General features: G+C 73.0%; 12 protein-coding genes. 2 read left to right on the top strand and 10 right to left on the bottom strand.

All coding sequences use genetic code 11. From position 1 onward, the window contains the following. The 3 genes from GXW78_RS27020 to GXW78_RS27010 all read right to left on the bottom strand — a co-directional run. Positions 1 to 1,413 (bottom strand): AAA family ATPase (locus GXW78_RS27020; RefSeq protein WP_211872030.1); only part of this gene is annotated, 1,413 nt, incomplete at its 3' end. Further along, positions 1,413 to 2,051: a DsbA family protein gene (locus GXW78_RS27015; RefSeq protein ID WP_211872029.1), complete on the bottom strand. Its 639-nt coding sequence runs from the start codon at positions 2,049 to 2,051 to the stop codon at positions 1,413 to 1,415. The genes GXW78_RS27020 and GXW78_RS27015, both read right to left, overlap by 1 nt. A 58-nt stretch (positions 2,052 to 2,109) precedes the next feature. Further along, complete coding sequence (locus tag GXW78_RS27010; RefSeq protein WP_211872028.1) at positions 2,110 to 2,577, bottom strand: DUF721 domain-containing protein; 468 nt, start codon at positions 2,575 to 2,577, stop codon at positions 2,110 to 2,112. Here GXW78_RS27010 and GXW78_RS27005 point away from each other — a divergent pair. Beyond that, a complete protein-coding gene (locus tag GXW78_RS27005) occupies positions 2,568 to 3,632 on the top strand; it encodes an A/G-specific adenine glycosylase (RefSeq protein ID WP_338147857.1) in 1,065 nt (354 codons plus the stop codon). The genes GXW78_RS27010 and GXW78_RS27005 overlap by 10 nt on opposite strands. Before the next feature lie 222 nt (positions 3,633 to 3,854). Here GXW78_RS27005 and GXW78_RS27000 read toward each other — a convergent pair whose 3' ends face one another. The 4 genes from GXW78_RS27000 to GXW78_RS26985 all read right to left on the bottom strand — a co-directional run bounded on the left by GXW78_RS27000 (position 3,855) and on the right by GXW78_RS26985 (position 6,597). Next, on the bottom strand, positions 3,855 to 4,451 hold the full coding sequence (locus GXW78_RS27000) for a hypothetical protein (protein WP_211872027.1): 597 nt from the start codon (positions 4,449 to 4,451) through the stop codon (positions 3,855 to 3,857). 12 nt (positions 4,452 to 4,463) lie between these two features. Further along, positions 4,464 to 5,549 carry a DNA methyltransferase gene (locus GXW78_RS26995; protein WP_211872026.1) on the bottom strand — a complete coding sequence of 362 codons (1,086 nt, stop codon included), beginning with the start codon at positions 5,547 to 5,549 and terminating at the stop codon, positions 4,464 to 4,466. A 107-nt stretch (positions 5,550 to 5,656) separates the two neighbouring features. After that, positions 5,657 to 5,881 (bottom strand): hypothetical protein, encoded by a 225-nt coding sequence (locus tag GXW78_RS26990; protein ID WP_211872025.1) that lies wholly within the window; start codon positions 5,879 to 5,881, stop codon positions 5,657 to 5,659. A gap of 38 nt (positions 5,882 to 5,919) precedes the next feature. Next, on the bottom strand, positions 5,920 to 6,597 hold the full coding sequence (locus GXW78_RS26985; RefSeq protein WP_211872024.1) for a ribonuclease HII: 678 nt from the start codon (positions 6,595 to 6,597) through the stop codon (positions 5,920 to 5,922). Positions 6,598 to 6,632: 35 nt separating this feature from the next. Here GXW78_RS26985 and GXW78_RS26980 point away from each other — a divergent pair, with 35 nt between their 5' ends. Then, on the top strand, positions 6,633 to 7,691 hold the full coding sequence (locus GXW78_RS26980; RefSeq protein WP_211872023.1) for an NAD(P)H-dependent flavin oxidoreductase: 1,059 nt from the start codon (positions 6,633 to 6,635) through the stop codon (positions 7,689 to 7,691). Positions 7,692 to 8,161: 470 nt separating this feature from the next. Here the strand turns inward: GXW78_RS26980 and GXW78_RS26975 are convergent, their stop codons facing one another. The 3 genes from GXW78_RS26975 to GXW78_RS26965 form a co-directional block, all read right to left on the bottom strand. Continuing rightward, a complete protein-coding gene (locus GXW78_RS26975; RefSeq protein WP_211872022.1) occupies positions 8,162 to 8,458 on the bottom strand; it encodes a hypothetical protein in 297 nt (98 codons plus the stop codon). A 110-nt stretch (positions 8,459 to 8,568) separates the two neighbouring features. Beyond that, positions 8,569 to 9,798, bottom strand: coding sequence for an MFS transporter (locus GXW78_RS26970; protein ID WP_211872021.1), 1,230 nt, complete (start codon positions 9,796 to 9,798; stop codon positions 8,569 to 8,571). Further along, positions 9,795 to 10,508, bottom strand: a complete 714-nt coding sequence (locus GXW78_RS26965) for an ArsR/SmtB family transcription factor (RefSeq protein WP_211872020.1) — start codon at positions 10,506 to 10,508, stop codon at positions 9,795 to 9,797. The genes GXW78_RS26970 and GXW78_RS26965 overlap by 4 nt, the downstream gene beginning before the upstream one ends. Positions 10,509 to 10,514 lie beyond the last annotated feature (6 nt).

The following is a 10,514-nucleotide window of genomic DNA, read 5'->3' as shown; positions in this document are numbered from 1 at the left end:
GGCCTCGGTGCGGGCTTCCTGCGGGACGCGGGCGCGGGCGGCCGTGTCGCGATCGGCGGCGAGGCGCGCATGGCCTTCCTGGGCGCGCTTGAGTCGGGCCTCGGCGGCGGTGCGGGCCTCGGCGGCGGCTTGCACGCGGGCGGCGGCCTCGGCGGCCTGCTCGGTGGCGGCCTGGGCGGCCTGTTCCGCAGCCAGGGCAGTCTGTTCCGCCTCGGCCAGCGCCGCCTCGGCGGCCTGCTGGCGGGCGGGCAGGGACGTCTCGACGGCGCGCAGCGCCTCGGCTTCCTGGGTCAGCCGTTCGCGGGCCGAATCGGCGTCGCGCAGCACGCCCTCGGCATGGGTCAGGTCGCGCTTGAGTTGGGCGAGGCGGGCCTCGGCGCCGCTCAGCGCCTCGCGCGCGCGGCGTTCCTCGGCTTCCAGGCCCTCGGATTCGACGCGGCGGCGTTCCAGGGCTGTGCGGGCCGTGGCCTCGGCGGCACGCGGGGCGGGGATGGCCTGCTCGGCCTCGAAGGCGGCGATGGTGGCGCGTTCCGCCTCGGCCTCGGCGGCGCGGACGGCGGCGCGGGCCTCGTCGAACTGCGCTTTCGCGAGGCGGGCAGCGGTCTCGGCACGGGCGGCCAGGATCGCCAGCCACTCGCCCTCGGCCTGCCGCACCAGCCCCGACAGGTTGCGGTACCGGTTCGCCTGCCGCGCCTGCCGCTGCAGCCCCTGCCGCTGGGTGTCGAGCTGGCCGAGCAGGTCCTCGGCACGGCCGAGATTGGTTTCCGCCTGGCGCAGCTTCAGCTCCGCCTCATGCTTGCGGGCGCGCAGCCCGGCGATGCCGGCGGCCTCCTCCAGCACCTGGCGGCGATCCTCAGGCTTTGCCTGGATCAGCGTCGAGACGCGGCCCTGGCTGACCATGGCGGAAGCGCGTGCGCCGGAGCCGATATCCGCGAACATGGTCTGCACGTCGCGGGCGCGGATCTCCTTGCCGTTGACGCGGAAGTTGGACCCCTCGCCGCGATTGATGCGGCGCATGATCTCCAGTTCCGGCTGGTCTTGGTTCGGCGGCGGGGCGAGGCCCTCGGCATCCTCCAGGGACAGCGTGACTTCCGCGAGGTTGCGCCCGGGGCGCGTCGCGGTGCCGGCGAAGATGACGTCGTCCATCTCCCCGCCGCGCATCGCCTTGGCGGAGGTCTCGCCCATCGCCCAGCGCAGGGCCTCCACCACGTTGGACTTGCCGCAGCCATTGGGCCCGACGATGCCCGTCAGGCCCGGGCGGACCTCGACGGTCGTCGCCTCGGCGAAGGATTTGAAGCCGGCGATCCGGATGCGGGCGAGCGTCGCCCGCACGGAAGCGAGGCGCTGGGCCTCGCTGCGCGGGGTGCCGTCATCCTCTTCCTCCGGGGCGGAGGGGATCGCCTGGCCGTCCATCAGCCCCGCGCCACTTCCTGCTGGAAGCGGTCGAAGGGCAGGGCGCCGGAGACGACGCGGCTGCCGAAGACGAAGGTCGGGGTCGCCTGGATGTTGTACTGGCGCTCGGCCTGCTGGCGTTGCTCCAGGATGCCGCGGGCTGTGGCGTCGTCGGTCCAGGCGGTCTCGAAGGTCGCGGCCGACATGCCGGCGACGGCGGCGATGCGCGCGATCTCGGCCTTGTGGTCCACGCCGCGGGCGAAGGCCCAGCGGTCCTGGGTGCGGAACAGCGCCTCGATGAAGGGCTCATAGGCCGCGACCGGCATGTAGCGGGCGACGACGGCGGCGCGGAGCGCGATCTGGTCCAGCGGGAAGTCGCGCCACACGAAGCGGATCTTGCCGGTATCGACCAGCTCGGCCTTCACCTGCGGCCAGACGTCGCGGCCGAAGGTGCCGCAATGGGAGCAGGTGAGGGAGAAGAATTCCTGCACCACCAGCGGGGCCGAGGCCTGGCCCATCGAGCGTTCGGACAGGCGCGGGTTGTCGGCGGCGGGGGCCGGGGCAGGCGCCTGCGCGGCGGCCGGCCGCGTCAGCGCGACGGCGCCGACGGCCAGCAGGCCGGCGGAGCGGGTCAGGAGAAGGCGGCGGTCGTGGAGCATCGGGGCTTCCCGTCTGTGGCGGGCCGTCCGACCCGGCGAGGCCGGGGGGGGCGGCGGATCAACGTGTCCGATAGACGCCGCGGCCCAAACTTGCCAGCGCCGCGCGCAGCTCGGGGGATGAGACCCCCGCGAGGGCCGATTCGACCGCCTCCGGGAGAGGTTTCGGGGCCGATTCGCGGGGTTTTCGGGGGGGCGCGCCGGACGGGGCGCGCTGGACGAATCGGAATCGTTCCACCGCCACGCGGCCCAGCGCGGCATTGATCCGCGAGGCGAGTTGCGGGCCGAGGTGCTGCATCTCCATCGCCACCGGGCCGGCGCAGGCCAGGGTCAGCGTGCCCTGCGTCAGCCGCAGCGGTTGCGTGACGGCGGCGATGGCCGGCCCGACCAGCGCCGGCCAGTCGGCCATGATCTGGGCGCCCGCCGGGCTCTTGCGCTTGAAGGCCGGGCGTGTGAGCGCTGGCACCAGGGCGCCGACCGGCCTTGGTCCGCCCAGGAACCGCTTCTGCTCCTCATCCCGTGCCGCCATCCGACCTGCCCTCCGCCGCCGATCTTCTCGCCTGGTATGACCGGCATCGCCGGGTGCTGCCCTGGCGCGCCGGCCCGGGCGAGAGCCGCGACCCATACCGCATATGGCTGTCCGAGGTGATGTTGCAGCAGACCACCGTGGCGACGGTGGGGCCGCGATATGCCCGGTTCCTCGACCGCTTCCCGACCGTGAACGCCCTGGCGGAGGCCGACTGGGCCAAGGTCGCGGAGGAATGGGCGGGGCTCGGCTACTACGCCCGGGCGCGGAACCTGCATGCTTGTGCGAAGGCCGTCGTGGCGCGCGGTGGGTTTCCGCCTGACGCGCCCGGGCTGGAGGAACTGCCGGGGATCGGGCGCTACACCGCCTCGGCCGTCGCGGCGATCGCCTTCGACCAGCCGATGGTCCCGGTGGATGGGAATGTGGAGCGCGTGACGGCGCGCCTCGCGGCGGTCGAGGAACCGTTGCCGGGCGCGAAGCCGCGCCTGACGGCGCTGGCGGCGCGGTTCATGGAAGACCCGGCGGCGCGGGCACGTCCGGGGGATTTCGCGCAGGCGCTGTTCGACCTCGGGGCCACGATCTGCACGCCGCGCAGCCCGGCGTGCGCGTTGTGCCCCTGGTGCGAGGGCTGCGCGGCGCGGCGGGCGGGCATCGCGGCCGCGCTGCCCCGCAAATCACCCAAGGCGGCGCGGCCGCTGCGACACGGCGCGCATTTCCTGCTGACCGACGCACAGGGCCGCATCCTGCTGCGGCGGCGCCCGGAGAAGGGGCTGCTGGGTGGCATGCTGGAAGTGCCGGGGACGCCCTGGCGCGTTGGTGCCTGGGATGCGGCCGAAGCGCTGGCGCATGCGCCGGCCGCAGCGCCGTGGCGGTTGCTGCCGGGCACTGCCCGCCACGGCTTCACGCATTTCGAGTTGGAGATGGTGCTTTACGCCGCCCCGTTGCCGAGCGGCTTAGTACCGGAGGGCGAATGGCACGCCGCGGCCGCGGCGCGCGGTGCAGTGCCGACCGTGATGCGGCGACTGATCGACCTTGCGCGGCTGCCGGATTCGGCGTGACTCGGCTTCATTGCCCAACGACCGGTGCGTGCCCCGGAACGTCCTCAGAAGCCAACTGTTGGTCATGGTGGTCGGTCCCGGCGCTTCCCGCGAGCCGCCACGCCGCGCGTCGGTCCCACCTCGGCTGCGCTCAACCTCTGGGCCCGGCACCAATGGATTGCGGTCCAGGATGCCCAGCATCCTGGCGGGGTGGTTTGGAGGGGCGGTGCCCCTCCAATGCCATCAGTCGCCGCCGGCCGCCGCCCCACCCTGCACCCGCGCCCGAGCATAAATGAACGCCGCCCCGATCAGCACCACGGCGCCGCCCACGAGCACCAGCATCAGCGCCGATTGCTGCGCGATCGCGACCCCCGGCACGGACAGCGCGAGGACCGCGCCGACCAGAATGATCCGCCACGATCCCGCATGCACGCCGGCGACGAAGGTGCCGAGGCCGAGCAGCAGCAGCAGGCCGATCTCGGTCGCGTTGTCGTTCACCACGCCGCGCACGGAGGGCAGGAACAGCATGAGCATCGCCACCAGGAAGGCGATCCAATGCGCCGCCTGGGTCCAGATCAGCCGCATGCGTTGCCCGCGCCCGGCAGCGGCGTTCCAGCCGGCGGCGATGCACAGCAGGCCGAAGACCGGGGCGAGGATCTGCCAGTAGAGCAGGTTCCGCGTTTCGGCCGCGCCGGTGTAGGCCACGCCCCCGAAGCCGGCGAGCAGCATGAGGAGATAGGGCGCCTCGGCCAGCGCGGCGCGGCCCCAGGAACGGGCGGCGGGCGGTCCGGCGGGCGGGGTTGCGGGCGCCGGTTCGAAGGCGGCGGTGCTGTCGCTCATCGTCAGGGCTCCTTACGCGCCGCGCGCCACGGTCTCGCGCAGTTCGTCGATCACGCGCAGCCGCCCGTCGCGGCCTTCGAGATGCCAGAACAGCCAGCCATTGCAGGACGGGGCTTCCTGCACCGCTGCGCCGACCTTGTGGATCGATCCCGTCGCCAGCCCGCAACGCAGCGTGCCATCCGCACCCACCACCGCTTCCCAGCGCTTCTGCCGGTCGAACAGCTTCGCACCCGCCGGCACCAGGCCGCGCTCGACCAGCGAGCCGAAGGGGATGCGCGGCTGTTCCTTCTTCGACGGCAGCGCGGCGGCGGCGTCCTCGGGGGCGGGCTCCACGGCGTCGATGCGGCGCTGGGCGGCGTCGGCGTAGCCCTGCTCGCGCTCGATCCCGATGAATCGGCGGCCGAGGCGCTTCGCGACCGCCCCCGTCGTGCCCGACCCGAAGAAGGGGTCGAGGATGACCTCGCCGGGCGAGGTGCAGGACAGGATCACGCGATGCAGCAGCGCCTCCGGCTTCTGCGTCGGATGCAGCTTGCCACCGGTCTCGTCGCGGAGCCGCTCCCCGCCCGTGCAGAGCGGGATCAGCCAGTCGCTGCGCATCTGCAGGTCGTCGTTCAGCGACTTCATCGCCGCGTAGTTGAAGCGGTAGCGGGATTCGGGGCCGCGCGACGCCCAGACCAGCGTCTCATGCGCATTGGTGAAGCGGCGGCCGCGGAAGTTCGGCATCGGGTTCGACTTCCGCCAGATCACGTCGTTCAGGATCCAGTAGCCGAGATCCTGTAGCGCCGAGCCGAGCCGGAAGACGTTGTGATACGCGCCCATCACCCAGATGGTGCCGTCCTTGCGCAGCACGCGGCGGCATTCGGTGAGCCATTCGCGCGTGAAGGCATCGTAGGCGCCGAGGTCGGCGAAGCGGTCCCACTCGTCATCCACGCCATCGACCAGCGAATCGTCCGGACGGCGCAGCGTGCCCTTGAGCTGGAGGTTGTAGGGCGGGTCCGCGAAGATGGCGTGCACCGAGGCCGGCGGCAGGTGCCGCAGCCACGCGATGCAGTCCCCGACCAGTATCTGGTCGAGCGGCGTGTCGATCTGCGTACCCACTCGCGAAACCCCGTCCCCCGACGCGAAGGCCGCAGAATCGCTTGGGCGACTCGGCAGGTCAAGCAAACCGGACGGCGTGTCGTGGCGCGGGCCGCATTTCGCGCCGTTCAGTGGCCGCGAACGACGTCCCCGCAATTCGCGCAGACGATCTGCGTCGTCCTCGTGATCCCGGTCTCGCGCGTCACCCGGAAGGTCGTCGGGCAGTAATCCACGCGGAAGTCACCGTCCGCGTCGTCCGGGTCCTTGCCCTCCGCGACCGAGACCCGCGCATCCGCCAGGATCCAACAGAGCTGGCAGACGAGTTTGATGGTGAAGCGATCGCGATCCGGCATGCCCGCAAGCATGGCATGCAGCCGCCGGGGACGGGACCCTACGCGGAGGCCGCCTCGGGCCGCGGTGCCGTCCAGAGGAACGCGGCCTGGTCCACCGGGCGGAAGCCGCGCCGATGGTGCGGGCTGGGGCCGAGCTGCTCCAGCGCGGCCAGATGCGCCGCCGTGGGATAGCCCGCATGGCGCGCGAAACCATAGCCCGGCCAGCGCGGATCGAGCCGGGTCATGGCACGGTCGCGAACGACCTTGGCGAGGATCGAGGCAGCGGCGATCGACAGCGACAGCGCATCGCCGCCGATCACGCAGCGCACCTCGCAGGGCAGGCGCGGCGGCTGGTTGCCGTCCACCAGCGCGAGGTCGGGCGGCGTCTTCAGCCGTGCGACGGCGCGCGCCATGGCGAGATGCGTGGCGCGCAGAATGTTGAGCGCGCCGATCTCGGCTGCGGAGGCCGCGCCGACCGCGCAATCGAGCAGCCCCGTCGTTGCCGCGGCGCGGATCGCGACGAAGGCGGCGTCGCGCTGTTCCGGCTTCAGCGCCTTCGAATCGTCGATCAGCGCGGCGAGCGCGGCCGGCGGCCGGCGATGGAACACGACGGCGGCGGCGAGCACCGGACCGGCGAGCGGCCCGCGACCCGCCTCATCCACCCCCGCGACGCGGCCGGCGCCGGCTTCGAGGCGGAGGGTTGGACGTGGACGGCGGATTGCGATGGCAGGCGGCATGCGGCAGGAGAATCGGCAATCAGGAGGAACGACGCATGATCCCTACCACGGCGAAGGCGCGCGCGACTGCCTTCTGCGAACGCTTCGGCCTGCGCCTGCCGATCCTGCTCGCCCCCATGGCTGGGGCGAGCCCCGCGCGACTCGCCGCGGCGGTCGCGAGCGCTGGCGGCATGGGCGCCCTCGGTGCGCTGAACACCACGCCGGAAGGCATCGCTGACTGGGCGCGCGCCGTCCGTGCGCAGTCCAACGGTGCCTTCCAGATCAACCTGTGGATCCCCGACCCGCCGCCCGTGCGGGACGCGGCGCGGGAAGGCGCGATGGCCGAGTTCCTGTCCGGCTACGGCCCGCGGCCGCCGATTCCTGACGGACCGCTGCTGCCCAACTTCGCCGAGCAATGCCACGCGATGATCGAGGCCGGGCCGGCCGTCATATCCTCCATCATGGGCATCTTCCCGGCCGATGTCGTCGAGGCGGCGAAGGCGCGCGGCATCGCCTGGTTCGCGACCGCCACGACCGTCGCCGAGGCCCGCGAGGCCGTCGCTGCCGGGGCGGATGCCGTGGTCGCGCAGGGTGCGGAGGCCGGCGGTCACCGCGGCGCCTTCGACCATGCCACGGCCGAGCACCAGCTCGTCGGCGGCTTGGCGCTGATCCCGCGTTTCGCGGATGCGCTGGACGTGCCGGTGATCGCCACGGGTGGCATCGGCGATGCGCGCGGCATCGCGGCGGCGCTGACGCTCGGCGCCAGCGCGGTGCAGATCGGGACCGGGTATCTGCGCTGCCCCGAAGCGGCCGTGCACCCGGCCTGGTCGGCGGCGATCGCGGCGTCGGAGCCGGAAGGGACGATGACGACGCGGGTGTTCTCGGGGCGGCTCGGGCGGGGGATCGCGAACGAGGTGGCGCGGACGGCACCGCCCGCGGCGGCCTATCCGATCCAGCGCGGGCTGTTCGCGCCGATCCGCGCGGCGGCGGAGAAGGCGAACAACCCGGAGGCCATGCAGATGTGGGCCGGGCAGTCGGCGCGGCTGGCGACGGAGGAGCCGGCGGGCGCGTTGACCGAGCGGCTGTGGCGGGAGGCGGCGGCGCTGTTGCCTTGAGCGGCGAGGGGGCGCTGCTCATTCGCGCGACGTTGGTGGCGACGGGAGGATCAGGAAGGGGCTCTGCCCCTTCCCGAACCCTACCCCGGCAAAGGCCGAAGGGCCTTTGCAAACCTCCACCTGGCATTGTGCGCTGAGCGTCGGACCTTCGTCGTCCTGCGGCTCTGCGCACGGACTGGTTTGAAATCAGAAGAACGGAATTTGCGCCCGGCGCCAGGTGATGGCGGTCCAGGCCATCCATGGCCTGGCGGGGTGGGGTTCGGGGAGGGGCAGAGCCCCTCCCTGATCTTGCCGCCGCATGCCGGGGCTTTGCCTCTCGAGGCCAGCGCGCTGCGTGGCCGTTGGAAGCGGGGCTCACTACCGGGTTCGTCTCGAGTTCGCCGCGCTACGGCACCGCATAGCGGTTTCCGGAGAAGCTCGGCCGGGCAGGATTCGGAGAGCCCGCTCTCCGAATTGCCCTCAGCGCAGTTTTAGAACCGGCAATTATACGCCTGCATCGACTGCGCCATCTGCTGGCGCATCTGCGTGCATTGCGGGCCGAGGGCCGCGCGGGATTGCGGGTTCTGCGCTGCCTGGCGCCAGGCGTCGCGCATCTGGTTGATGGACGCGCCGACCTGGGCGCGCTGCGCCTGCGGCACGTTGTTGTTCAGGCATTGGTCGTAGGCGGTCAAGAAACTGTCGCATTCCGGCACGCCGACCGGCGCCGGCGTCTGGGCAAAAGCGGGGGTGGCCGCGAACGCGGTGAGAAGACCGAAAACAGCAGCCATGTGAAGGCGCATCAGGATTGTCCTCTGTTCTACTCTATCTGTGCGCGCAGAGTTGTCTGGCGCGCCGCGACGGTAGCGAGGATTTCCTGTCGTCGAGAGAGCATGCCTATTCAAGGTTTTGTGGGGGCGGCGCCGCGCGGCAGCAGCACCCAGCCCGCAAGCCCGGCGGCCAGGGCGGCACCCAGCACCGCGAAGCCCGCGCGGTAGGCAGCTTCAGGCCGCACGCCGCCTGCTTCGGGGAACAGGCCGACAACGGCGCCGACCAGCATGGGCAGCAGCGCCGATCCCAGTACCTGGGCGAGATTGACGGTCGTCGCCCCGCGCCCGACGAGGTGGTCGGGGAACAGCGACCGGCCTTCGGCCACCACGAGAACCGGGAAGGCCGAGAACAGCACCAGCAGCACCAGCAGCGTCAGGGCGGCGGCCAAGGGCGCGCCGGGCCATAGCGCCAGCGCGAACAGCGTGCCGGCCGCGAGGGCCGCCGCTGCCGTTACGATACCGCGCCGCCCGCCGACGCGCCGTTCCAGCGGGCCCATCGCCAGCAGCCCGACCGGCATCGCGACACCCATCGCTGCCAGGGCCCAGCCGCGACCCGTCGCATCGAGGCCGTAGACATCGGCGAGGTACGGCCCCGCCCACAGCCCGATCACCGTCGCGGCGGCGGCGTAGCCGACCAGGTGGATCGTCAGCACGCGCGCAAGGCCCGGCAGGCGCCAGATCGAGACCTGGCCGAGCAGCGCCTCCTTCAGCGTCTCGGGCTGACGGAAGACCGGGGGCCGGTCGGGTGGGTCGTCCCGCACCAGCCGCCACCACAGCAGCAGGCAGGCCGCCGTCAGCACCGCCGAGGCGCCCAGCGCCCCGCGCCAGCCGAGCAGGCCCGATGCCGCGGCGAGCGGCGCGCCGGCCAGCAGGATGCCCATCTGCGACAGGGCGAAGACGCGCGACAGGGCCAGCGTCATCGCCGCGCCGCTGTACCAGCGCGCGCACAGCACCACCGCCGCCATGAAGGACGCGCCGCAGCCGAGGCCGAGCAGGAGCCGCGCCGCGAGCAGCGTCGGCCCATCTGTCGCGAAGGCCTGGAAGCCGGCGCCGGCCACGGCGAGCCCGGTCAGCGTCGCGACCGTCCGCCGCGGCCCGGCGCGGTCCAGCGCGATGCCGACCGGCACCTGCGCAACCAGCAGCGCGGCGAAGAACACCCCGTTCGCAGCGCCCAGCATGGCCGGCGTCAGCGCCAGATCCACGGTCAGGTCGGGCGCGATGACGCCGAGGGCGGCGCGATGGAACTGGCTCAACCCGGTCATCGCCGTCAGCGCGACCAGCAGGCCGGCGGCAGCGCTCATGCGGCGTCGAGGCCGAGGCCCTCGCGCAGGCCGCGCCGCCCCGCCGGCGTCAGCGCGACGCGGCGGCGCGCCAGCACGTCGCGATCGCCATCGCCCGGCAGCCGGCGCAGCCAGCCGCGATCGAGCCAGGCGGTCGCGATCTCCCTGCCCAACCCGCCGGCGAGGTGCGCGCGCCGTTCCGACCAGTCCATGCAGTCGCAGGCGAAGCGCGGGGCGGCCATCGCACGGTCGAGATCGACGCCCGTGGCCGCCAGCCGCGTGCGGCCTTCATCCGACGCTGTCCAGCCGCCCGGTACCGGCGTCAGCCAGCCGGTGCCGTTGGTCAGCCTTTCATGCAGCGCGACGCCGAGGCGGCCGGCCAGGTGGTTCCAGCACAGCCGCGCCTCGCGCGCCGCATCGCCATGCTTCCACGGGCGCGGGGCGAGGCGGGCGGACAGGCCGCCGAGGGTTTCCAGCACGGCGGCTACTTCCTCGGAGGCCAGGCGGTGATAGCGGTGCCGGCCCTGGGCGTGCACGGCGACGAGCCCGCCTTCGACGAGGCGCGAGAGGTGGCCGCTGGCCGTCGCCGGCACCACGCCGGCGATGCGGGCGAGCTCGCCGGCCGTCAGCGCTTCCCCGCCCATCATCGCGGCGAGCATCCGCGCGCGGGCAGGGTCGGCCATCAGGGCGGCGGTGGCGGCGAGGGGGCCGGGGGCGGTTGGGTCTGACATGGTGCC

Origin of the sequence: Neoroseomonas terrae, assembly GCF_018129025.1 — a bacterium.
Taxonomy (GTDB): domain Bacteria; phylum Pseudomonadota; class Alphaproteobacteria; order Acetobacterales; family Acetobacteraceae; genus Neoroseomonas; species Neoroseomonas terrae.
The sequence above is the reverse complement of the archived record's forward strand: the minus strand, read 5'-3'. Positions and strand labels throughout refer to the sequence as shown.

Coding starts and splice junctions, on each gene's coding strand:
- GXW78_RS26970 (WP_211872021.1), bottom strand. CDS start 9,798: ATGAGCGCTGCCGCCGGCCTGCTGGTCGCGCTGACGGCGATGACCGGG.
- GXW78_RS27015 (WP_211872029.1), bottom strand. CDS start 2,051: ATGCTCCACGACCGCCGCCTTCTCCTGACCCGCTCCGCCGGCCTGCTG.
- GXW78_RS26985 (WP_211872024.1), bottom strand. CDS start 6,597: ATGCCGCCTGCCATCGCAATCCGCCGTCCACGTCCAACCCTCCGCCTC.
- GXW78_RS26990 (WP_211872025.1), bottom strand. CDS start 5,881: ATGCCGGATCGCGATCGCTTCACCATCAAACTCGTCTGCCAGCTCTGT.
- GXW78_RS26975 (WP_211872022.1), bottom strand. CDS start 8,458: ATGGCTGCTGTTTTCGGTCTTCTCACCGCGTTCGCGGCCACCCCCGCT.
- GXW78_RS26965 (WP_211872020.1), bottom strand. CDS start 10,508: ATGTCAGACCCAACCGCCCCCGGCCCCCTCGCCGCCACCGCCGCCCTG.
- GXW78_RS26980 (WP_211872023.1), top strand. CDS start 6,633: ATGATCCCTACCACGGCGAAGGCGCGCGCGACTGCCTTCTGCGAACGC.
- GXW78_RS27010 (WP_211872028.1), bottom strand. CDS start 2,577: ATGGCGGCACGGGATGAGGAGCAGAAGCGGTTCCTGGGCGGACCAAGG.
- GXW78_RS27000 (WP_211872027.1), bottom strand. CDS start 4,451: ATGAGCGACAGCACCGCCGCCTTCGAACCGGCGCCCGCAACCCCGCCC.